This window comes from Aureimonas sp. AU20, from assembly GCF_001442755.1.
GTDB lineage: Bacteria > Pseudomonadota > Alphaproteobacteria > Rhizobiales > Rhizobiaceae > Aureimonas.
In genome coordinates, this window is sequence record NZ_CP006367.1 from 3,278,335 (window position 1) to 3,300,287 (window position 21,953).

The 21,953-nt window shown below is 67.7% G+C and carries 17 protein-coding genes; all 17 read right to left on the reverse strand.

What is annotated here, in order from left to right; genetic code table 11:
* Window positions 1–37 precede the first annotated feature (37 nt).
* The 17 genes from recN to ftsL all read right to left on the reverse strand — a co-directional run bounded on the left by recN (window position 38) and on the right by ftsL (window position 21,953).
* Complete coding sequence (gene recN, locus M673_RS14885; protein WP_061976761.1) at window positions 38–1,711, reverse strand: DNA repair protein RecN; 1,674 nt, start codon at window positions 1,709–1,711, stop codon at window positions 38–40.
* 155 nt (window positions 1,712–1,866) lie between these two features.
* Entirely contained in the window at window positions 1,867–2,763 is an 897-nt protein-coding gene (locus M673_RS14890; protein ID WP_374700938.1) for an outer membrane protein assembly factor BamD, read from the reverse strand.
* 437 nt (window positions 2,764–3,200) lie between these two features.
* Window positions 3,201–4,142, reverse strand: coding sequence for a UDP-3-O-acyl-N-acetylglucosamine deacetylase (gene lpxC / locus M673_RS14895; RefSeq protein ID WP_061976763.1), 942 nt, complete (start codon window positions 4,140–4,142; stop codon window positions 3,201–3,203).
* Window positions 4,143–4,443: 301 nt separating this feature from the next.
* Window positions 4,444–6,030, reverse strand: a complete 1,587-nt coding sequence (ftsZ, locus tag M673_RS14900) for a cell division protein FtsZ (protein ID WP_061976764.1) — start codon at window positions 6,028–6,030, stop codon at window positions 4,444–4,446.
* A gap of 118 nt (window positions 6,031–6,148) precedes the next feature.
* Window positions 6,149–7,477: a cell division protein FtsA gene (gene ftsA / locus M673_RS14905; protein ID WP_061976765.1), complete on the reverse strand. Its 1,329-nt coding sequence runs from the start codon at window positions 7,475–7,477 to the stop codon at window positions 6,149–6,151.
* Window positions 7,474–8,382, reverse strand: a complete 909-nt coding sequence (locus M673_RS14910) for a cell division protein FtsQ/DivIB (protein WP_061976766.1) — start codon at window positions 8,380–8,382, stop codon at window positions 7,474–7,476. The genes ftsA and M673_RS14910 overlap by 4 nt, the downstream gene beginning before the upstream one ends.
* Complete coding sequence (locus M673_RS14915; protein ID WP_061976767.1) at window positions 8,370–9,293, reverse strand: D-alanine--D-alanine ligase; 924 nt, start codon at window positions 9,291–9,293, stop codon at window positions 8,370–8,372. The genes M673_RS14910 and M673_RS14915 overlap by 13 nt, the downstream gene beginning before the upstream one ends.
* Before the next feature lie 232 nt (window positions 9,294–9,525).
* Window positions 9,526–10,521: a UDP-N-acetylmuramate dehydrogenase gene (gene murB / locus M673_RS14920; protein ID WP_061976768.1), complete on the reverse strand. Its 996-nt coding sequence runs from the start codon at window positions 10,519–10,521 to the stop codon at window positions 9,526–9,528.
* Entirely contained in the window at window positions 10,470–11,882 is a 1,413-nt protein-coding gene (gene murC, locus M673_RS14925; RefSeq protein WP_061976769.1) for a UDP-N-acetylmuramate--L-alanine ligase, read from the reverse strand. Before murC ends, murB begins: the two co-directional genes overlap by 52 nt.
* Window positions 11,883–11,911: 29 nt before the next feature.
* Window positions 11,912–13,015, reverse strand: a complete 1,104-nt coding sequence (gene murG, locus M673_RS14930) for an undecaprenyldiphospho-muramoylpentapeptide beta-N-acetylglucosaminyltransferase (RefSeq protein ID WP_061977879.1) — start codon at window positions 13,013–13,015, stop codon at window positions 11,912–11,914.
* Window positions 13,016–13,020: 5 nt separating this feature from the next.
* Window positions 13,021–14,187 (reverse strand): putative lipid II flippase FtsW, encoded by a 1,167-nt coding sequence (ftsW, locus tag M673_RS14935; protein ID WP_061976770.1) that lies wholly within the window; start codon window positions 14,185–14,187, stop codon window positions 13,021–13,023.
* Window positions 14,188–14,190: 3 nt separating this feature from the next.
* Window positions 14,191–15,585, reverse strand: coding sequence for a UDP-N-acetylmuramoyl-L-alanine--D-glutamate ligase (murD, locus tag M673_RS14940; protein ID WP_061976771.1), 1,395 nt, complete (start codon window positions 15,583–15,585; stop codon window positions 14,191–14,193).
* A gap of 10 nt (window positions 15,586–15,595) precedes the next feature.
* Complete coding sequence (gene mraY / locus M673_RS14945) at window positions 15,596–16,678, reverse strand: phospho-N-acetylmuramoyl-pentapeptide-transferase (protein ID WP_061976772.1); 1,083 nt, start codon at window positions 16,676–16,678, stop codon at window positions 15,596–15,598.
* A 4-nt stretch (window positions 16,679–16,682) separates the two neighbouring features.
* On the reverse strand, window positions 16,683–18,152 hold the full coding sequence (locus M673_RS14950) for a UDP-N-acetylmuramoylalanyl-D-glutamyl-2,6-diaminopimelate--D-alanyl-D-alanine ligase (protein ID WP_061976773.1): 1,470 nt from the start codon (window positions 18,150–18,152) through the stop codon (window positions 16,683–16,685).
* Window positions 18,149–19,600, reverse strand: coding sequence for a UDP-N-acetylmuramoyl-L-alanyl-D-glutamate--2,6-diaminopimelate ligase (locus tag M673_RS14955; RefSeq protein ID WP_061976774.1), 1,452 nt, complete (start codon window positions 19,598–19,600; stop codon window positions 18,149–18,151). The genes M673_RS14950 and M673_RS14955 overlap by 4 nt, the downstream gene beginning before the upstream one ends.
* Before the next feature lie 275 nt (window positions 19,601–19,875).
* Window positions 19,876–21,597, reverse strand: coding sequence for a peptidoglycan D,D-transpeptidase FtsI family protein (locus M673_RS14960; RefSeq protein WP_061976775.1), 1,722 nt, complete (start codon window positions 21,595–21,597; stop codon window positions 19,876–19,878).
* Window positions 21,594–21,953 (reverse strand): cell division protein FtsL, encoded by a 360-nt coding sequence (gene ftsL, locus M673_RS14965; protein WP_061976776.1) that lies wholly within the window; start codon window positions 21,951–21,953, stop codon window positions 21,594–21,596. Before ftsL ends, M673_RS14960 begins: the two co-directional genes overlap by 4 nt.

Here is a 21,953-nt window from a genome sequence, read left to right on the forward strand (position 1 = left end):
CTGGGGCAGGCAGGCAAGATGTCCCGTGAGCCGACGCTTAGCCGGCGACGCCGATCAGCCGCGCCGCCGCGGCCCGCGCCTCGTCGGTCACGATATCGCCGGCCAGCATGCGGGCGATTTCCTCGCGCCGGGCGGGAACGTCGATCGTGGCGACGCGGGTCGACAGGCGCTCGTCGCCGGGCGTCATCTCGGCCTTGGAAATCAGGAGATGCGTGGTGGCGCGCGCGGCCACCTGCGGCGCGTGGGTGACGGAGAGAACCTGCACCCGGTCCGCCAGCCGCGCCAGGCGGCGGCCGATCGCGTCCGCCACCGCGCCGCCGACGCCCGTGTCGATCTCGTCGAAGACAAGGGTCGGCGCCGAGCCCTTGTCGGCCAGCGCGACCTTCAGCGCCAGGAGGAAGCGCGACAGTTCGCCGCCCGAGGCGACCTTCATCATCGGCCCGGCCCGCGTGCCGGGATTGGTGCGAACCCAGAACTCCGCCGTGTCGATGCCGCTCGCCGCCCGCGCTTGCGGATCACTCGTCAGTTCCACGATAAAGGCGGCGCGTTCGAGCTTCATGTCGGGAAGCTCGGACATGACGGCCGCTTCCAGATGAACGGCCGTGTCGCGGCGCTTGACCGAGAGATCGGCGGCGAGCCTGTCGAAGACCTCACGCCGCTCGGCGACATCGGCCTCGAGCTTCACGAGCCGTTCCTCGCCGGCATCCAGCTCGGCGAGATCGGCCACCATCTTGGCGGTGAGATCGGCCAGTTCGTCCACCGGCACGTTGTACTTGCGGCCGGCCGCGCGCAGCGCGAAGAGGCGCTCCTCGCATTGTTCGAGCGCGCGCGGGTCGAACTCCAGCGTGCGCAGGGCGCCCTGCAGGCACATCTGCGCGTCGGACAGCGCGTCCAGCGCGGTTTCCACCCGCGCCAGCGCCTCGTCCAGAAGGCCGGGCAACTCGTCCTTCTTGCGGTCGAGCCGGCGCAGCAGGCTGGCAAGGCCGGGAATGGGCGACTGCGGGCCGGCCAGTTCCTCGTGCGCGTCGTTGACGTCGGTCGCGATCTTTTCCGAGCGCATCATGACCTGACGCTTCTCGGCCAGTTCCTCTTCCTCGCCCGCCAGCGGCGAGAGCGTCGTCAATTCCTCCACCGAAGCGCGGAGATAATCGGCCTCGCGCGCCGCGGCCTCCACCCGCGCCCGGTGGCGCGACAGTTCCGTCTCGGCCTTGCGCCAGGCGCCAAAGGCCTCGGCCACGGTGCCGGCCTCCGTGGCGAGGCCGCCATATTCGTCCAGCAGCTGGCGATGGGCTTCGGGATCGACCAGCGCGCGGTCGTCGTGCTGGCCGTGGATCTCCACCAGCGTCGTGCCTATCTCGCGCATCAGGCCGACGCTGGACGGGCGATCGTTGATGAACACGCGGGTGCGCCCGTCGGCGCTCTGCACGCGGCGCAGGATCACGTCGCCGTCGTCGTCGAAGCCGTTGTCGAGAAGCAGACGCCGGGCGGGATGGGCGGCCGGCAGGTCGAACACCGCCGAAACCTCGCCCTGCTTGGAGCCGTGGCGCACCAGCCCGCCATCGCCGCGCCCGCCGAGCGCGAGCGACAGGGCATCCAGCAGGATGGACTTACCCGCGCCCGTCTCGCCCGTGAGGACGGACAGCCCGTGGTTCAGCCCGAGATCGAGCCGGTCGATAAGGACGATGTCGCGGATCGAAAGGTGAACAAGCATGCGCGCGAAGGGCTAGTCCGTGTTGGGCCGCAAAGCAACAGGCAAGCGCAGAGATAGGATGGAAGGCGGAGGGGCGGAAGGGGGCAAGCCGGCCCTCCCCGCACGAAAAAGGCCGGCTCCCGAGGGAGCCGGCCTTTTTCATGTCCTGCCAGCGATCAAACGCGCGGGGCGCGAAGCTGGGTGGCCGAGGCGGACGCCGCAGCGGTCGTCTGCGGCACGGGATCGCGCCCGGCGCCGGTGATGAGGCGCGTGGCGTTGCCGAACCAGGAATTGCCGGTACCCGCGCGCGGCTGAAGGCCGTTGGTCTGCAGAAGGGCGTAGGAGTCCTTGTACCACTGCGACTCGGGGAAGTTCTGGCCCAGCACCGAAGCGGAGGCCTGCGCTTCCTGCGTCAGGCCCATGGCGTAATAGGCTTCCGTCAGGCGGGCGAGCGCTTCCTCGACGTGGCGGGTCTGCGGGAACGTGTCGACGACGTTCTTGAAGCGGTTGATCGCCGCGATGTATTCGCGCCGCTCCAGATAATAGCGGCCGACCTGCATCTCCTTGCCGGCGAGCTGGTCGCGGCCGATGCGGACCTTGGCCTTGGCATCCTCGACATACTCGGAAGTGGGATAGCGATCGACCACTTCCTGCATCGCGGCCACGGCGCGCGCGGTGTCGGTCTGGTCGCGCGTCACGTCCGGGATCTGCCGGAAATAGGACAGGCCGATAATATACTGAGCGTAGGCCGCCTCGCTCGACCCCGGATAGGTCGCGAGATAACGCTTAGCCGAGGACACGGCCTCGTCATAGTCGCCCTTGCGGTAGCTGGCGAAGGCGCGCATCACCAGCGCCTTGCGGGCGTATTCGGAATAGGGATGCTGCTTGTCGACGGCCTCGAACTTCTTGGCCGCTTCGCCCAGTCGCCCGCTTTCCAGATTGGCGAGGCCCTGGTTGTAGAGCACGTCGGCCGGTTCGGTCTGCGATGCGAGGGCGAGCGCGTCGACATCGTTGTCCTTCGACGACATGCAGCCCGAGAGCAGCAGCGTCGACGCGGCCAGAGCCAGCGCCATCGGGGCCGCGCGGTCGCGGCCGAACAGCGGCTTCTTGATACCCATCGAACTCAAGTCCCCCTGGCTTTCCCGAACGCCAAGCTCACGGCGTTCCGCCATGCCCCTCCTAGCGCGAGGGAGCCGGCGCATACAACGGTTCAAGGCGGGTTAACACGCCTTTTTTGTGGCGCGCGCCCCGCCGGCTGGCGCGAGGCTGGGCCCAAACGCGAAAGGCGGCAGGGCTGCGCCTCGACGCCGCCCCACCGCCCATTCCGTCAGTCCATACGATCGATCTTAGAGTCTGTTTGAAAACTCGGTCGGGTCGGTCCTACGGGTCTTTTTCGCCGTCGCTTCGTTGCCAATCCTCGCCGATGCCGCCGGCATCGACTGCGGTTGGCGCCTCGCGACACCCAAAAATCCCTCGCCAGCCCTCCGCCGCCGAATTTCCAAACAGACTCTTAGAGAATCTGCGGGCCGAAGGTGGGAGCGGCGGCCGCCACCAGCGGCGACTGGCGCAGCGGCGCGAAGCGCTGGGTGCCATCCACGATCTCGTAGGCCGAGCGATCCGACATCAGGGCTTCCAGCGCCATGGCGTTAAGGCGATGACCGCCGCGGAACGAGCGGTAGCAACCGAGGATGCGATAGCCAGCCAGCGCCTGATCGCCCACGGCGTCCAGCGTCTTGTGACGAACGAACTCGTCGACATAGCGCAGGCCGCCCGGATTGATGACCTTGTCGTCGTCGCCGATCACGACCGAGTTTTCCAGCGAGGAGCCGAGTGCGTGGCCCGAGGCCCAGAGACGCTCGACATCCTTCATGAAGCCGAAGGTGCGGGCGTTGGCGAGTTCCTCGCGGAAGAGGCTGGGCGACAGGTCGCCCGAGAAGCTCTGGCGGCCGATCGCGGCGGTGGCGAACTCGATGTCGATCTCGAAGCGGGTGCCATCATAGGGGCGGTACTCGGCGAAGCCGCCGTTGCGCTCGATGCGCACCGTCTTGAGGACGCGGATGAAGCGGCGCGAGGCGCGCTGGGCGACAAGTCCGGCCTGCTCGATGGCGCGAACGAAGGCCCCTGCCCCACCGTCCATGATCGGCGTCTCGCGGCCGTCGATCTGCACCACGACGTTGTCGACCTCCATGGCGTAGAGCGCAGCCATAAGATGCTCGATCGTCGCCACATGAGCGCCCTTGAGGTCGCCGACGATCGTGGAGAGATCGGTGGACGAGACGTTGGCGGAGACGGCAGGGATTTCGTGGATCAGGCCCGAGGGCTCGAAGACGTGGAACACGATGCCCGTGTCGGGCTCGGCGGGATGCAGCGACAGTTCGACCGTCGCGCCGCTATGGACGCCCACGCCCTCGAACCCGATCCGCGCGCCAATCGTGTGCTGCTTCGTGACCACGTGACTCTATCCTACTCATTGCCGGAACCGTCTGACGCCGCTTCGCAAGCGCGAAGGGCGGATGGGCTCGGCTACTCCAACTCGACTGGGCTCCGTGGAGCCGAGGCGTCGCGCTTGGCGATCGAACTTGGAGAGGAAACTAGGTCTCGGGTCGATTGTGGCCAAATCACGCTTTCTTACCCCTTGTTACCGGGATGTTCGTTAACCCCACCCGAAGGCTCGGATTCCTTGCGGTGCAAACGAAAGAGCCCGCCCCTTGCGGGGCGGGCTCGTTAAGTGTTTCGTGACAGCTTCGTGAAGATCAGTTCGACTGACGACGCAGGAAAGCCGGGATTTCGAGCTGGTCCTCGTCGCCGATCGGGCGCGCGGCGACCGGCGGGCGGGCGGCGGAATCGGCGGCCGAACGGCGCGGAGCGTAGGGGCTTGCCTCGGTCGGACGACGCTCGCCCTGCGGGCGCGGCTGGCGGTTCTGATCGCTCAGGACCACCTCGTCCTCCTCGCGGCGCGACAGGCCGGTGGTGAGGCGACGCAGTAAGCCCATCGGACCGCGATCCTCGGCCGCCGGCTCCATGGAGCCGCTGCGACGCTCGATCTCGGCCTGCACCACGGGCGGGAAGTCTTCCACGCGCGGCATGCGGGTCTGGGCGGCCTGGGTGATCGGCGCGCGAGGCGCCGCCGGGCGGGGCTGGACCTGGGCGATCTCGGCCTGGAGAGCGGCGGTGAAGTCGTCCTCCATGTCGGCCGCCTGGGCGACCGGAGCCGGACGCGGCTGCTGGGGCTGCGGCGCGGCGACGACGGCGGCCGGCTGGAGAGCCGGTGCGGTCTGCACCGGGGCCGGCTGCGGCGCGGGCGCTGCTGCCGGCACGGCGGCGCGGGCAGCGGCGGCCCGCGTTTCGGCGGCGCGCTCGTAGACTTCCATCGCGGCCTTGTCGATGCCGGTGGCGACCACCGACACGCGGATCACGCCTTCCAGGCTCTCGTCGAAGGTCGCGCCGAGGATGATGTTGGCGTCCTGATCCACTTCCTCGCGGATGCGGGTCGCCGCCTCGTCCACCTCGAACAGCGTGAGGTCACGCCCGCCGGTGATGGAGATGAGGAGGCCCTTGGCGCCCTTCATCGAGGTTTCGTCCAGCAGCGGGTTGGCGATCGCGGCCTCGGCGGCGGCCATGGCGCGGCCCTCGCCGGACGCCTCGCCCGTGCCCATCATGGCCTTGCCCATCTCGCGCATCACGGAGCGAACGTCCGCGAAGTCGAGGTTGATGAGGCCTTCCTTGACCATCAGGTCGGTGATGCAGGCGACGCCGGAATAAAGAACCTGATCGGCCATGCCGAAGGCGTCGGCGAAGGTCGTCTTGTCGTTGGCAATGCGGAAGAGGTTCTGGTTCGGAATGACGATCAGCGTGTCGACATTCTTCTGCAGCTCTTCGATGCCCTGCTCGGCGATGCGCAGACGGCGCTGGCCCTCGAAGTGGAACGGCTTGGTGACGACGCCGACCGTGAGGATGCCTTTTTCGCGCGCCGCGCGGGCGACGACGGGGGCCGCGCCCGTGCCGGTGCCGCCGCCCATGCCGGCGGTGACGAAGCACATGTGCGAGCCGAGAAGATGATCGCAGATCTCGTCCAGCGATTCTTCGGCGGCCGCGCGGCCGACCTCGGGCTGCGAACCGGCGCCGAGGCCTTCGGTCACGGCGACGCCCATCTGGATGATGCGCTCGGCGCGCGAGGAGCGCAGCGCCTGGGCGTCGGTGTTGGCGATCACGAACTCCACGCCTTCGAGACCGGCGTTGATCATGTTGTTGACGGCGTTGCAGCCGCCGCCGCCGACGCCGAAGACGGTGATCCGGGGCTTGAGTTCGGTGATGTCGGGCTTCTGCAGGGTGATGCTCATCTCATTGCCTTTCGGAGGGGCCGGGCCGCCGCGCCAGCCTGAAGGGTTTGAACCGGTCCGGCGCGCCGTCAGCGCCGGATGTGAATAGGTCGTTGGTCAGTGTCCCACGCGAACCTTGTCAGAAGCTCTGCCGAAGCCAGGAGCCGAGGCGTCCGACCCGCGTGCGCTGGTCGAAGGCGAAGTCCAGGACCGAATGTTCGGGCACATGCTCGAGCATCGACACCTGCGGGTAGATCAGAAGCCCCACCGACGTGGCGAAAGCGGGGCTCTTGTTGGCCGCCGCAAGGCCCGCCACGCCGACCGGGCGGCCGAGGCGGACATTGCGGTTGAGGATGGAGCGGGCCGCGTCGCCAAGGCCGGCAAGCTGGCTGGCGCCGCCCGTCAACACCACGCGCTTGCCGATGACATGCCCGAGATTGGACTGGTGCAGCCGGTCGCGGATCAGTTCGAGCGTTTCCTCCACCCGGGGGCGGATGATGCGCGCGATCAGCGAGCGCGAGACCTGGATCGTCGCCTCGTTGTTCTCGTCGCCCAGCGGCTCGACCGAAACGGTGTCGCCGTCGGCCATCATGCTGGGCAGGGCGTTGCCGTGCATGACCTTCAGCCGTTCCGCCTGTTCGGGGCGGATCGAGAGGCCGCGCGCCAGGTCCATCGTGATGTGATGGCCGCCGAGCGCCACGGCGTCGGCATAGGCGAAATGGCCGTTCTGGAAGATCGAGATCGAGGTGGAGCCCGCGCCCATGTCGATGCAGGCCGAGCCCATCACGGCCTCGTCGTCCACCAGGGTGGACAGGCCGCTGGCGTAGGGCGTGGCGACGAAGGCCTCGACCACGAGATGCGCGCGGTTGATCGCCGCTTCCAGATTGCGCAGCGGCGTTTCCTCGGCCGAGAGGATGTGCAGCTCGGCGCCGAGCTCCGCGCCGGTCATGCCGACGGGATTTTCCAGGCCCGCCTCGTTGTCCAGCATCAGGTCGAACGGCACGCGGTGAAGCGCCACGCGCCCCTCGCGAAGCGGCGTGCGGGCCGCCTGGTTGAGAACGCGCTTGAGGTCCAGCTCGGAGACCTCGGTGCCCTCGACCTGGGCACGGGCCGAGCCGCGAAGGCTCTTGAGACGCCCGGCGCAGACGGAGACGATCAGCGACTCGATGGTGAGCCCGGCCATGCGCTCGGCCGCGTCGACGCAGTAGCGGATCGACTTCTCGGCCGCGTCGAGATCGACCACGACGCCCGACTTCACGCCGCGCGAGCGCTGGTGGCCGATGCCGATCACTTCCACCACATGGGTTCGGCCGGGCAGCACCTCGCTTTCGGGGCGCGGCTTCAGCTTGGCGATGAGGCAAGTCACCTTGGACGAGCCGACATCGAGCACCGAGATGGTGCGCGGGCGTCGGTCCGAGGGCTTCTTCATGCGCGGAAGTTGGTCCGTGGGTTTGGAGAACAGCGTCATACCGGCTTCTCCTTGCGGGCCTGCTTCACGATCTTGTCCCGTTCCTTCAGCGCCTTGAGGCGTCGCTCCTGCGCCGCCGGCGTCAGCTTGATGACGACGCGATCCTCGAGCCGCATATCGACGGCCTCGATGTCGCGCGAGAGAAGTCCGACGTCGCGGTCGAGCCGCATCACGGCGGCGGCCGCCTCGATCGGGTCCAGCTCGGGCAGGCGCACCACGACGCCATTGTCGAGCCTGAGGTCCCAGCGCCGGTCGCCGACGCGGACATAGGCCTTGATGCGCTGGTCCAACTCCGGCACGAGCGCCATCTTGTCGAGGATGTCGGTCGCCTCGCGCGCCGCGCCCGGGCCCACCACGAAAGGCAGGTCGGTGAAGCGCGTCGTGGCGTAGGGCACGATTTCCTTGCCCTCGCGATCGACGATCCAGAGATCCTTGTCGCGCTGCCAGAGCGCGAAGGGCTTCTTCTCGACCAGCGCGATGCGCACGCGGTTGGGATATTCCTTCTCGATCCGCGCGCTCTCGATCCAGGGCATGGCCTCGATCGCCTTGCGCGCGGTGTCGACGTCGAGCGCCGGCAGGGTCGTGGCTCCGGTCGCCCAAAGCTCCTGCAGGATGTCGATCTCGCTCGTCTCGCTATAGCCGGTGACGTCGACCTGCTCGATCGACAGGCCGAGCGGCTCGGCGATGGCGTCCACGACCTTTACCGTGTGGCTGCCCAGCACCATGCCATAAAGCGCGGTGGAGCCGAGAAGGCCGATCGTCATCGTGCGAAAGCGCGGCAGCGACATCTCGCGCAGATTCTTGATCCACACGATGATCTTGCGGCCCAGGCGCTGGGCGCGCAGCGCCAGCGGGTGCATCCGCTCGAAATCGGTCAGCGACAGGCGGCGGTTCAGCGCTTGCATGAGGCGTCCCTCACCATCCAGCTCAGGAGATCACCGAAGGAATGGCCGGCCGCGCGGGCGATGTCGGGCACGAGCGAGGTCGCGGTCATGCCCGGCTGGGTGTTGATCTCCAGCCAGATCAGCTCGCCGCCTTCGCCGAAGCGGTCGTCGTAGCGGAAGTCCGAGCGCGACACGCCGCGGCAGCCGATGGCGCGGTGGGCGGCCAGCGCCGCTTCCTGCACACGCTTGGTCACTGCCGGGGAAATCGCTGCGGGAATGACGTGCTTGGAGCCGCCCGGCAGATACTTGGACTCGTAGTCGTAGAAGGCGTGGCCCTCGGTCGTGATCTCGCAGACCGGCAGCGCCACGTCGCCCATGACGGCGCAGGTCAGCTCGCGGCCGGCCACGAAACGCTCGATCATCACCTCTTCGCCGAAGGCCCAGTCCGTGCCGTGAAGCTGCTGCGGCGGGTGGGCCTGATCCTCGCGCACGATCAGGACGCCGAAGGAGGAGCCTTCCGCGATCGGCTTCACGACGTAGGGCGCGGGGATAACGTGGCTCGTCGCCGCCTTGCGGCGGTCCACCACCAGGGTTTCGAGCACGGGAACGCCGGCCGCGCGGGCGACGGTCTTGGCCTTCACCTTGTTCATGGCGAGCGCCGAGGCGAGCACGCCCGAATGCGTGTAGGGAATTTCCAGAAATTCGAGCACGCCCTGGATCGTGCCGTCCTCGCCGAACGGCCCGTGCAGCGCGTTGAAGGCGACATCGGGCTTCAGCTCGGCCAGGACCTGGGCGATGTCGTGGCCGACATCGATGCGGCTGACGCGGAAGCCCTCGGCCTCCAACGTGTCGGCGCACTCCCGGCCGGAATTGAGGCTCACCGGCCTTTCCGACGAGAAGCCACCCAACAGCACCGCCACATGCAAGGTCATCGACCCACGATCCCATCAACGATATTTCAGGGATCATTCATGAGGCCGGTTTGGTTAAACGAAGGTTAATCAAACCGGCACGATGAAACAAAATCGTAAGGCCGTTCCGGAACCGCGCGTTAACCTTTCGCCGCTGTGGCCGCAGCGCCATGCGCCCGCAAACGCGAAGCTCTCATCTTCCAACGAAAAAGGGCGCCGTCGCGGCGCCCTTGGCAGAAGCATCGTCCCCCGTTCAGGGTTGGAAGGGCTCGACTTCCCGGCCCGGCTCGAACCGTCCGAGCCGCTTGATCTCCCATTCGAGGAGAATTTCGCTCGTCTCGAAGACGCGCCGACGCACGGTCTCGCCCAGAAGCTCGAGATCGTGCCCCCTCGCCTCGCCCGCGTTGATCATGAAATTGCAATGGAGCGCCGACATCTCGGCGCCGCCGATCGCCAGACCCCGGCAGCCGGCCAGGTCGATCTCCTTCCAGGCCGAGGTGCCCGGCGGGTTCTTGAAGGTCGAGCCGCCGGTCTTCTCGCGCACCGGCTGAACGGTTTCGCGGTGATGCTGCACCTCGTCCATCGCCGCGCGGATCGCGTCCCGCTCGGCAGGCGGACCTTCGAACAGGACGGAAACGAAGGTCAGGTCTTCGGCCGCGTCGGCATGGCGGTAGCTGTAGCCCATGTCGGCACGCGTCAGGACATGGCGGTTTCCCGCGCGGTCATAGGCCACGGCCTCGACCAGCCGGTCCGCCGTCTCGACGCCGTTGGCGCCGCCGTTCATGCGGATCGCGCCACCGACCGAGCCGGGAATGCCGTGGAAGAAGTGAAATCCACCGATGCCGGCCTCCAGCGCGACCGCTGCCAAGCGCTTGTCGCTCGCCGCCGCACCGGCGCGGATGCGCCCTTCGCCGGCCGGCTCGACGTCGCCGAAACCCTTGGTGGGCAGGCGCAGCGTCACCCCGCCGATCCCGCCGTCGCGCACCAGAAGGTTGGAGCCAATGCCGACCGTGGTGAGCGGCACCTCGGGGGGAAGCGCTTTCAGAAAGGCTTCGAGATCGGCCTCGTCAGCCGGCTGGTAGAGAAGATCGGCCGGGCCGCCGGTGCGGAACCACGTGATCTTCGACAGGTCCGCGCGCTCGCTCAGCTTCCCGCGCAAGCCCAGCGCGGGGTCCGACAGATGGGCGTGGATCTGGCTCACGTGCGCGCGCCCAGGGCGTCCAGCTCCTTGGGCAGAGCATAGGCCCATTGGGTGATGGAGCCGGCGCCGAGGCACACGACCATGTCGCCCGGCCCGGCGACGCGGTGGACGAGCGGCGCAAGGTCCGCCGGCCCGTCGATCAGCTGAGCGTCGCGATGGCCGCCAAGGCGCAGGCGCTCGGCCAGCATCTCGGAATTGACGAACTCGATCGGCTCCTCGCCCGCCGCGTAGACAGGCGCGAGGATCACCGTGTCGGCGTCGTTGAAGCAGGCCGCGAAATCCGCGAACAGGCTTTGCAGGCGGGTGTAGCGATGGGGCTGCACCACGGCGATGACCCGGCCGGACGAAGCCGAGCGCGCCGCCGAAAGCACGGCGCGGATTTCGACGGGATGGTGGCCGTAATCGTCGTAGACGTCGATGCCGTTGGACTGGCCGGTGTGGGTGAAGCGCCGCTTCACGCCGCCGAAGGCGCCGAGCCCCTTGCGGATCGCTTCGTCGGTGATGCCGATGCGATGGGCGACGGCGAGCGCGGCCGTGGCGTTGGAGACGTTGTGCCGGCCCGGCATGGGCAGGGCGAGATCGGTCAACTCGCGCGTCGTGCCGGTGATGCGGTCGCGGATCGTCACGTCGAAGATCGAGCGCGCGCCTTCCATGCGAAGGTTCTGGAAGCGCACGTCGGCCTGCAGGTTCTCGCCATAGGTGATGATGCGCCGGTCCTCGATCTCGGCCACCAGCGTCTGCACCTCGGGGTGGTCGAGGCACATGACGGCGAAGCCGTAGAACGGGACGTTCTCGACGAAAGCGCGGAAGGCCGAGCGCACCTTGTCGAACGTGCCGTAATGATCGAGATGCTCGGGGTCGATATTGGTGACCACGGCGACGTCGGCCGGCAATTTCAGGAAGGTGCCGTCGGACTCGTCGGCCTCCACCACCATCCAGTCGCCCTCGCCCATGCGGGCATTGGTGCCGTAGGCGTTGATGATGCCGCCGTTGACGACGGTCGGGTCCATGCCGCCGGCGTCGAGGAGCGTCGCGACCATCGAGGTCGTCGTGGTCTTGCCGTGCGTGCCGCCGATGGCGATGGCCTGACGAAAGCGCATGAGTTCGGCCAGCATCTCGGCGCGCCGAACGATCGGCAGGAGCCGAGCGCGGGCCGCCGAAAGCTCAGGGTTCGAGCGCTTGATGGCGGTGGAAACAACCACGACCTCGGCAAGTCCCAGATTCTCGGCGGCGTGGCCGATATGGACCGTCACGCCCTTTTCGCGAAGGCGCTGCACGTTGGCGTTCTCGGCCGCGTCCGATCCCTGCACGGTGTAGCCGAGATTGACCAGAACCTCGGCGATGCCGCTCATGCCGATGCCGCCGATCCCGATGAAATGCACAGGGCCGATATTGGGCGGCATCTTCATGAGACGCTCCTTTTCTTGGTTTCTCTGAATCATCGGGACCCGCCGGCCTCCGCGAGGCCGACCAGGAGATTGGCCAGCTGGCGCGCGGCGTCGGGAATGCCGACCGAGCGTGCGACCGTCGCCATGGCCTCGGCGAAGGCTGGGTCTTCCGCGACCTCGCGAATGTGCCCGGCGAGGCGCTCGGGGCTGAGCTCGGACTGCTTGGCGAGCACGGCGCCGCCCCCTTCGGTCAGCCGCGCGGCATTGGCCGCCTGATCATGATCGAGCGCATAGGGATAAGGGACCAGCACCGACGGGCGGCCGATCACGCAGATCTCCGAAACGGTGGAGGCGCCGGAGCGGCTGATCACCAGATGGGCTCGGCCGATACGCTCGGCCATGTCACCGAAGAAGGGCGAGACCTCAGCCGGAATGCTCATGCGCTCGTAGAAGGCGCGCACTTCGGCTTCGTCCTCGCGCCGCGCCTGCTGGGTGACGCGAAGCCGCGCCTGGAGCGGCGCAGGCAGGCGCTCGATCGCATTCGGCACGGCCGTGGAAAAGAACTGCGCGCCCTGGCTGCCGCCGAACACCACGAGATGGAAGGGCTCGTCGCCCCGGCTCGGCTCATAGGGGCGTTCGGCCGCCTTCAACACGGCGGGGCGCACCGGATTGCCGGTGACCTTCATCTTGGCCGCGACCGCCGGGTCGGCATGGGTCTGCGGAATGCCGGCTGCAATCGCCCGCACGCGGCCGGCCAGAAAGCGGTTGGCCCGGCCCATCACGGCGTTCTGCTCGTGGATCAGGGTTGGGTACCCCGTCTTTACGGCGGCGAGCATCGGCGGCACGGTGGGATAGCCGCCGAAGCCGACCACGGCGGCGGGCTTCAGATCGCGCATCAGCGCGCGCGCCTGCCGGTAGCCGTTCAGGAGCTTCAGGCCGGAGCGCAGAATCGCGATCGGGTTCTTCGAGCCGAAGGTCGCCGAGGGGATGACATGCGTGGCGTCGGCCGGGAAACTGCCGGCATAGCGCCCGGCGCGTTCGTCGGTCGCCAGATGCACGCTGAGGCCCCGCGCGCGCAGCTCGTGCGCCAGGGCCTCGGCCGGGAAGAGATGCCCGCCCGTGCCGCCGGCGCAGAGAAGGATTGGTCCTGCCACACCCTTCACCGGGGGCTCGCCGCGGTCTGAAAAAACAGCGTGCGGTCCACCAGCCGGTCGGTCTGCGAGACGTTCTCAGCGCGCTTGCGCGTCAGCGCCAGGACGAAGCCGGCGGTGATCGCCACCGCCATCATGGACGAGCCGCCATAGGAGATGAAGGGCAGCGTCATGCCCTTGGCCGGCATGAGATGCAGGTTCACCGCCATGTTGATGATCGACTGGAGGCCGAAAAGCATGACGAGGCCGGTGATGGCGAGGCGGCAGAACGTGTCGCGCTGGCGGAAGGCGACCGACAGGCCTCGCAGCACGATGAAGGCGAAGACCGCCGTCAGCGCCATGCAGGAGATGATGCCGAACTCCTCCGCGATCACGGAATAGGCGAAGTCGGTGTGGCTGTCGGGCAGGATGCGCTTCACCGTGCCCTCGCCCGGACCTTGGCCGAACCAGCCGCCGCGCATGATGGCCTCGCGCGCCGTGTCGGTCTGGAACGTGTCGCCCTCGCCCGTCATGAAGCGGTCGATGCGCGAGGCGACGTGCGGGAACACGAAATAAGCCGAGCAGAAGCCGACGAGGCCGATGCTGCCGAGCATGACGATCCACATCCAAGGTAGGCCGGCCATGAAAAACAGGCCACCCCAGACCGAGGTCGACAGGATCGTCTGCCCGAGATCGGGCTGCGCCACGAGCAGCGCGCAGACCACCATCAGGATCAGGATGGAGAAGAGATTGCCCGGAATGTCCTTGCGGCGAGAATGCTCGGCGAAGAGCCAGGCGCAGACCACCACGAAGGCCGGCTTCATGAACTCGGAGGGCTGGATGCTGAGCGGGCCGATGTCGACCCAGCGCCGCGCCCCCTTGACCTCGGTTCCGAAGAACAGCGCCAGAACCATGAGGCCCAGGGCGCCGCAGAGCATGACGATCGAGGCGCGCCGGATGCCGCGCGGGCTGAGCAGCGAAGTGGCCAGCATCACGGCGATGCTGGGAAACAGGAACAGGGCGTGGCGTTTCACGAAGTGGAAGGGCTCGAGGCCGATGCGCTCGGCAACCGGCGGACTGGCCGCAAAGGACAGGACCATGCCGCCGATCATCAGGATCAGGAAGGCGGCCAGGAACCAGCGGTCGATCGACCGCCACCAGTCCGTGATGAGACCCTTCTTGGCGCGACTGACCATGTTCTAACCCCTGCGGAAGACATCGACCCCCGGCAAGGCTTCCACCAGATGGCGGAAGCTTTCGCCCCGGATCTCGAAATTGCGGAACTGGTCGAAGCTGGCACAGGCCGGCGACAGGAGAACGACCTCTTCCTCGCCGGATCGGGCGGCGTCGCGCGCCGCGTTTTCGACCGCGACGTCCAGCGTACCCGAAATTTCGTAAGGAATTCGTTCACCAAGAGTCGCGGCGAAGGCGGGCGCCGCCTCGCCGATCAGATAGGCCTTGGCAACACGCGGGAACAAGGGCTCCAGCGAGGCGATACCGCCCTCCTTGGGCAGGCCGCCGGCGATCCAATGGATGCGCTCGAAGCTCGCCAGCGCGGGCGCGGCGGCATCGGCATTGGTGGCCTTGGAATCGTTGACGAAGAGCACAGGGCCGGCGCGCCCAACCTGCTCCATGCGGTGAACGAGGCCGGGAAAGCTTTCGAGCCCCGCCTGGATTTCGTCCTGCGTCAGCCCCAGCGCCGTCAGCGCCGCGACGGCAGCCGCCGCGTTCTGCCCGTTGTGCCGGCCGCGCAGCGAGCCAATGCCGGCGAGGCAATAGTGCGCCTCTTCGACGCCGTCGCGCGCCAGCACCAGTGTGCCGTCGCGGTAGAAGAGCCCGTCCTGAAGCGGCTTCTCCTTGGAGATGCGCAGCACGACATTGCCTTCGCTCTCGTGCCAGTCGGCAATGCCGGCGCCGTAATCGTCGTCGACGCCGATCACGGCGGTCCCTGCATCCTTCAGGAGCCGGGCCTTGATCGCGGCATAGTTCTCCATGGTCCCGTGCCGGTCGAGATGATCGGGCGTGAGGTTCAGGAGAATGCCGACGGTCGGCGCCAGCGAGGGCGCCAGATCGATCTGATAGGAGGAGCATTCCACGACATAGTGCCGCTCGGGCGCGGGCGGCTCCAGCGTCAGGACGGCGACGCCGATATTGCCGCCGAGCTGCGTGTCGCGACCGGCATGCCGGAGGCAATGGGCGATCAGCGCCGTGGTGGTGGACTTGCCGTTGGTGCCGGTGATGGCGATGAACGGCGCGCGGGGGCAGGTCGCCTCCCGCTCGCGCACGAAGATCTCGATATCGCCGATGATCGGCACGCCCGCCTCGCGGGCCAGCTCCGCCGCCCAGTGGGGCTTGGGATGGGTCAGCGGCACGCCGGGCGAAAGCACCAGGGCATCGAGCCGCGACCAGTCGAGACCGTGGAGATCGCCGCTCGGCAGGCCTTCGGACGCGGCGGCCTCGACGCTCTTGGGATTGTCGTCGAAGACGGTGAGATCGGCGCCGCCCGCCAGCAGCGAGCGGGCGGTGGCGAGGCCGGAGCCGCCGAGGCCGAACAGAGCGACCCGCTTGCCGCTGAAACTCGTCGCGGGGATCATCGGCCCCTCCTCAACGCAGCTTCAGCGTGGACAGGCCGACGAAAGCGAGCATCAGGGCGATGATCCAGAAGCGGACGACGACCTGGCTCTCGGTCCAGCCGAGCTTCTCGAAATGGTGGTGGATCGGCGCCATCAGGAAGACGCGCTTGCCGGTGAGCTTGAACGAGGCGACCTGGATGATGACCGACAGCGCCTCCATGACGAAGAGGCCGCCGATCACGGCGAGCACCAGCTCGTGCTTGGTCGCGACCGCGACCGTGCCGACGAGGCCGCCCAGTGCCAGCGAGCCCGTGTCGCCCATGAAGATAGCGGCGGGCGGCGCGTTGAACCAGAGAAAGCCGAGCCCCGCGCCGATCACCGCGCCGCAGACCACGGCGAGTTCGCCGGTGCCGACGACATAGTGGATCTGCAGGTAGTTGGCGAAATTGGTGTTGCCGGCGAGATAGGCGATCAGCGCGAAGGCCGCCGCCGCGATCATGATCGGCATGATGGCGAGGCCGTCGAGACCGTCAGTGAGGTTCACGGCATTGGCCGCGCCTACCACGACCACGGCCGCGAAGGCAGCGTAGAACCAGCCGAGATCGATCAAGAGCGACTTGATGAAAGGCACTGAGAGGGAGGTCGCGAAACTGCCGGACTGCGCGAGGATGATGAGGACGCCGGCGGCCAGCGCGATGGCGAACTCGATGGCGAGGCGCGCCTTGCCGGATAAGCCCTTGTGGCTCTGCTTGGTGACCTTGAGATAGTCGTCATAGAAGCCGATGGCGCCGAAGCCGAGCGTGACGAGTAGCACCGTCCAGACATAGAGATTGGTGAGGTCGGCCCAGAGCAGCGTCGCGGCGAGAAAGCCCGACAGGATCATCAGCCCGCCCATGGTCGGCGTGCCGGCCTTCTTGAAATGGGTCTGAGGCCCGTCGGCGCGGATCGGCTGCCCCCGCCCCTGCCGGATGCGTAGGTTGGCGATGATCGCCGGGCCGAACAGGAACACCACGATGAACGAGGTGATCATCGCGCCGCCGGTGCGGAAGGTGATGTAGCGGAAGACGTTGAAGACCTGCGCGTCTTCGGTCAGCGCGGCGAGATAGGTGAACATGCGATCAGGCTCCCTGCCGGAACGAGTGGGGGGCAGGTTCGCCCGTTGAAGGGGCGGCGGATGCGGCGAACTGGGCGATCAGATCGTCCACGACCTTCGAGAAACCGATACTCTTCGACGCCTTGATCATCACGACGTCACCGGGCCGAAGGTGACGCAGGAGGCTTGCGCGAAGCTCGTCGGTGGAGGAATGCCACTCGTGGCGCACGAGGCGCTCCAGCGCCGCGTCGAGCGCCGTCATCTCGGTTCCCGCCAGCAGCACGAGATCGGGATGAGCGTCGAGAACCGCCGAGGCGAGCTCGACATGCAGGGCGCGCGACTGGGCCCCAAGCTCCAGCATGTCGCCGAGAACGGCGATGCGGCGCGCGTCCTCGCCCGGCGCGCATTGCGCCAGAAGCGCCAGCGCGGCGCGCATCGAGGCCGGGTTGGCGTTGTAGCTTTCGTCGATCAGCGTCCATTCGCCGCCACTTGGAAGCGAGAGGACATGGCGCTCGCCCCGGCCCTTGCTGGCGCCCCAGCTGGCGAGATCGCCCGCCGCCTGTTCGACATCGGCGCCGAGCAGGTCGGCCGCGCCGAGAACGGCCAGAACGTTCTGCGCGATATGGCGCCCGGCCGCGCCGATCTCGGCCGTCACGTCCGTTCCGTCGATGCGCGCGGCAAGCCGCTGGCCGGCGCCGGTGGAGCGCAGCGCCGTCAGGCGATAATCGGCATCCGCCGCTTCGCCGAACGTGGTGATGCGGGTGACGCCGGCCGCGCGGGCACGCCGGGTGAGATGGGCCAGTTGCGGGTCGTCGGCGTTGAGCACGGCGGTTCCGCCCGGCACCAGCCCTTCGAAGATCTCCGCCTTGGCCTCGGCGATCTCGTCAATGTCACGGAAGAAGCCGAGATGGGCAGCGGCGATCAGCGTGACCACCGCGACATGCGGCTGCACCAGCTTCACCAGCGGCCGGATCTCGCCGGGATGGTTCATGCCGATCTCGAACACGGCGAAGCGCGCGTCGGCCGGCAGGCGCGCCAGCGTCAGCGGCACGCCCCAATGGTTGTTGAACGAGGCGACCGAGGCATGGACCTCGCCCTGGCGCTCCAAGACATGGCGCAGCGCATCTTTGGTCGTGGTCTTGCCAACGCTGCCCGTCACCGCGACGATGCGGGCGCGCGAGCGGGCGCGGGCGGCGAGCGCCAGCCGCTCCAGCGCCTTCAACACGTCGTCCACCACCAGCAGCGGCACGGTTACGCTACCGAGCGCCGGCAGCTTCTTTTCCGCCACCACGAGCAACCCCGCCCCGGCGGCGATCGCCTGGCGCAGGAAAGTGTGGCCGTCGAAGCTCTCGCCCTTGATGGCGAAGAAGACCTCGCCCGGCGAAAGTGTGCGCGTGTCGATCGAGATGCCGGAGATCGAGGGGGGCAGCGTTCCGACCGGACGCCCGCCCGTGGCAGTGGCGATGTCCGAACCTGTCCAGAGAGGTGCGGTCATGCGCGCTCCTTTCCGGCGATCGCGAGCCGAACTTCCTCATGGTCGCTGAAGGGCACGGTCCGCCCGCCGGCCGTCTGGCCGTTTTCGTGGCCCTTGCCGGCGACGATCACCGTGTCGCCCGGCCCGGCCAAGGCCACGGCAGTTCGGATCGCCTCGCGCCGATCCCCGATCTCTCGCGCGCCCGGCGCGGCGGCGAGGATCGCGGCGCGGATCGCGGCCGGCTCCTCCGATCGCGGATTGTCGTCGGTGACGATCGCGACGTCGGCAAGGCGCGTGGCGATGGCGCCCATGATCGGCCGCTTGCCGGTGTCCCGATCCCCACCGCAACCGAACACGAGGATGACGCGGCCCGTCGTGAAGGGGCGCACGGATTGAAGCACGTTCTCCAGCGCTTCCGGCTTGTGGGCATAGTCCACGAAGACCGGCGCCCCCTCGCCCGTCGTGCCGGCGAGATCGAGCCGCCCAGGTGCGCCGCGCAAGCCTTCCAGCGCCCGCAGCGCCATCGCCGGCTCGACGCCGGTGGAGATCGCAAGACCCGCGGCCACCAGCGCGTTCGCCATCTGGAACTCGCCGGCAAGCGGCAGGACGATACGGTGAATCTGGCCCGCCGCCTCGATCTCGGCGATCTGGCGATGGCGCTCGTGTTCGAGGCGCTTGAGGATCAGGAGTTCGCCCGCCCGGCCGACGAGGCGGACATCGGCGCCCGCAGCGCGCGCGGTCTCGGCCGCCCTCGCGCTCCAGGCGTCGTCGGCATAGATCACGGCCGGGGCGCCCTTGGGCAACAGCGTGTCGAACAGCCGCATCTTGGCGCGGAAATAGTCCTCCACCGTCGGGTGGTAGTCCATATGGTCACGGCCGAGATTGATGAAGCCGGCGGCCGACAGGTTCACGCCGTCGAGGCGGCGCTGGTCCAGCCCGTGGCTGGAGGCTTCCATCGCGGCATGGGTCACGCCTTCGTCGGCGAGCTCCGCCATCAGCTTGGCGAGCGCCACCGGCTCGGGCGTCGTCAGGGTGCCATAGTCGTCGCGCGTCGGCGACACGACACCCGTCGTGCCGATCGAGGCGGAGACGAGGCCGCTGGCGGCCCACATCTGGCGGGTGAAGGCGGTGATCGAGGTCTTGCCGCTGGTGCCCGTTACGGCGACGACATGGGCGGGCTGCCGGCCGTAGAAGCGCGCCGCCATGAGGGACAGCGCGCGGCGCGTGTCGCTTACGCGAACCAGCGGCAGGGAGCTTTCGACGCTCGCGCCGTCGGAGACGAGAAGCGCGGCGGCGCCGCGCGCCTGCGCATCCGCCGTAAAGCTTTCGCCATGGCCCTTCGTGCCCGCATGGGCCGCGAACAGGAAGCCGGGTTCCACCATGCGCGAATCCGAGGTCAGTCCCGTGATCTCGACATTCGCTCCGTCGGGGCCGGTGCCGAGGTCACCGGCGAGGTCGCAAAGCTTCATTCACCATCTTCCACGTCGCAGAAAAAAGCCGGCGGCACGCCGCCGGCTTTTCACAGTTTTCTTATCGCGCTCCTAGAGCGCCTGACCAAACCTCATGGGGTCGGCTGGTCGGTGCTTTCCGCCGAGGGCATCGTCGCGAATGCTCGACGATGCCGCCGGCATCGACTGCGCTTCGCTTCTCGTCCTCGGACGAAAATCCCTCACCCATCCTCCGGCCATGAGATTTGATCAGGCGCTCTTAGCCCACACAGCCCGGCGATTGAAGCAATTTGGCGTCAGTAGGAAACCAGAAGCTGCTTTCCGCTCTCGCCGAAGTCGGGCTTCACGTTCAGGAAGGTCGCCGCGCGGCGCACGATATTGCCGACCATGGGCGCCGCATTCCAGCCGGCCTGGGCGTTCGGCTTGCCCGGCTCGACCTTGGGATCGTCGACGATGGACATGACGATGTAACGCGGCTTGTCGATCGGGAACGCGCCGACATAGGCGTTGAAGCGCTGGTCCTTGGAATAACGACCGTTGACCACCTTTTCCGCCGTGCCGGTCTTGCCGCCGACATTGTAGCCGGGAACGTTGGCGGCGCGGCCCGAGCCTTCCTCACCGTTGAGCCGGAAGATGGTGCGCATGTCGAGCGCGGTCTTTTCCTGCACCACGCGGTGCTTGAGCTCGTCGGCCTTTTCCTTCGTGCGCGGCAGGAAGGTGGGCGGAATGTAGTAGCCGCCATTGATGATCGCGGCGGCCGCCACGGCGGTGTTGAGCGGGGTCGTGGACACGCCGTGACCGAAGGCGATGGTCATGGAGTTGATTTTCTTCCAGACCTTGGGCTGCGTCGGCATGGCGACCTCGGGCAGCTCCGTCTTGAGGCGGCTGAGAATGCCGAGCCGCGTCAGGAACTCCTGATGGCTTTCGGTTCCGACCATGTCCGCCTCGCGCGCCGAGCCGACGTTCGAGGAATATTTGAAGATGTCGGGCACCGAGAGCGAGGCGCCCTTGTTGTGGAATTCCTTGATCGTATGGCCGGCGACGAAGAAGGGGCGCGTGTCGACCATCGAGTTGATCGACACCTTGCCGAAGTCGAGCGCCATGGCGGTGGTGAAGATTTTGAAGGTCGAGCCCATCTCGAACGTGCCGGCCGAGAACCGGTTGAGGTTCTCCTTCTTCAGCGCGTCGCCTGGGTTGTTGGGATCGTAGTCCGGCAGCGAGGCCATGGCGATGACCTCGCCCGTCTCGACGTCGAGCACGAGGCCGCCGGCCGCCTGGGCACGGTACTTCTGCATGGCGGCGACGAGCTCGTCGCGCACGATGTGCTGAACGCGCAGGTCGATCGACAGTTTCACGGGCTCCAGATTGTCGCCCGAGGCGAAGCCGCTCGCCTGCAGCGCGCGGAAGCCGCTGTCGTCGATATATTTCTCCATTCCCGCGATGCCCTGATTGTCGATATTCGTGAGGCCCACGATATGCGACGCGGTCGAGCCGCCGGGATAGAAGCGGCGCTTCTCGGTGCGGAAGCCGATGCCGGGAATGCCGAGCGCCAGGATTTCCTGCTGCTGGCGCGGCGTCAGCTCGCGCTTCAGCCAGGCGAAGCCCGCTTTGGAGGACAAGCGGTCGTGCAGCACCTTGGGGTTGAGGTCGGGGAGGACGGTGAGCAGCGCCTCGGTCGCCTCGTCGGCGTCCACGATGCGGCGCGGCTCGGCAAAGAGCGAAGCGGTCTTGAGGTCGGTCGCCAGAACCTCGCCGTTGCGGTCCACGAGGTCGGGCCGGGTCACCGGGCCGGCATTGGCCATGGCGCGATAGGCGTCGTTAGGGTCCGCGACGGCGCCCCAAAGTAAGAGCCGCATGCCGATCACGCCGTAGATCGAGCAGAACAGGCCGGTGGCGATCAGAAAGCGCGCCTTGTTGCGCGGCGCTTCCGAGCGGCGACGCCGGAGGCCGGCGGCGAGCCCGCTCCCCGGCTTGGTCTGGCCGCCGAGAAAGGCGAGCTTGCGACGGAAATCGATCATCGGGACTTGCTCCGATCCACGGCTGCGAACCGGTCGTGAGGCTTCTGTTCGGCGTCGGGCACGACGGGCAGCGGGGGCGAGGGCAATTGGTTCGGCTCGACAATCTGCTCGGGATCGGTCGGGTCGAGCTTCAGCGTGTCCTGGAAGGCCTTGGCCAGCTGCTCCAGGCGGCTGGGCTGGTTGAGAAGGCTCCAGTCCGCGTCGAGCAGCTGGATCGTCTCCTTTTCGAGGGCGATCTTGCGGTCGAGCAGCGCGATCTGATGCTCGACCGCCTCGGCCGAATATTTCTGGCCGAAGGTCCAGGCGGCTGCGCCCAGCATGAGAACGACGAGGAGAACGTCGAGCGTTTTCAACAT

Coding starts and splice junctions, on each gene's coding strand:
- murB (WP_061976768.1), bottom strand. CDS start 10,521: ATGGGCCTATGCTCTGCCCAAGGAGCTGGACGCCCTGGGCGCGCGCAC.
- mraY (WP_061976772.1), bottom strand. CDS start 16,678: ATGTTCACCTATCTCGCCGCGCTGACCGAAGACGCGCAGGTCTTCAAC.
- ftsL (WP_061976776.1), bottom strand. CDS start 21,953: ATGTTGAAAACGCTCGACGTTCTCCTCGTCGTTCTCATGCTGGGCGCA.
- ftsW (WP_061976770.1), bottom strand. CDS start 14,187: ATGGTCAGTCGCGCCAAGAAGGGTCTCATCACGGACTGGTGGCGGTCG.
- M673_RS14910 (WP_061976766.1), bottom strand. CDS start 8,382: ATGCAAGCGCTGAACCGCCGCCTGTCGCTGACCGATTTCGAGCGGATG.
- M673_RS14950 (WP_061976773.1), bottom strand. CDS start 18,152: ATGACCGCACCTCTCTGGACAGGTTCGGACATCGCCACTGCCACGGGC.
- M673_RS14890 (WP_374700938.1), bottom strand. CDS start 2,763: ATGGCGCTGGCTCTGGCCGCGTCGACGCTGCTGCTCTCGGGCTGCATG.
- M673_RS14955 (WP_061976774.1), bottom strand. CDS start 19,600: ATGAAGCTTTGCGACCTCGCCGGTGACCTCGGCACCGGCCCCGACGGA.
- M673_RS14915 (WP_061976767.1), bottom strand. CDS start 9,293: ATGACCTTGCATGTGGCGGTGCTGTTGGGTGGCTTCTCGTCGGAAAGG.
- murD (WP_061976771.1), bottom strand. CDS start 15,585: ATGATCCCCGCGACGAGTTTCAGCGGCAAGCGGGTCGCTCTGTTCGGC.
- ftsA (WP_061976765.1), bottom strand. CDS start 7,477: ATGACGCTGTTCTCCAAACCCACGGACCAACTTCCGCGCATGAAGAAG.
- M673_RS14960 (WP_061976775.1), bottom strand. CDS start 21,597: ATGATCGATTTCCGTCGCAAGCTCGCCTTTCTCGGCGGCCAGACCAAG.
- ftsZ (WP_061976764.1), bottom strand. CDS start 6,030: ATGAGCATCACCCTGCAGAAGCCCGACATCACCGAACTCAAGCCCCGG.
- recN (WP_061976761.1), bottom strand. CDS start 1,711: ATGCTTGTTCACCTTTCGATCCGCGACATCGTCCTTATCGACCGGCTC.
- murC (WP_061976769.1), bottom strand. CDS start 11,882: ATGAAGATGCCGCCCAATATCGGCCCTGTGCATTTCATCGGGATCGGC.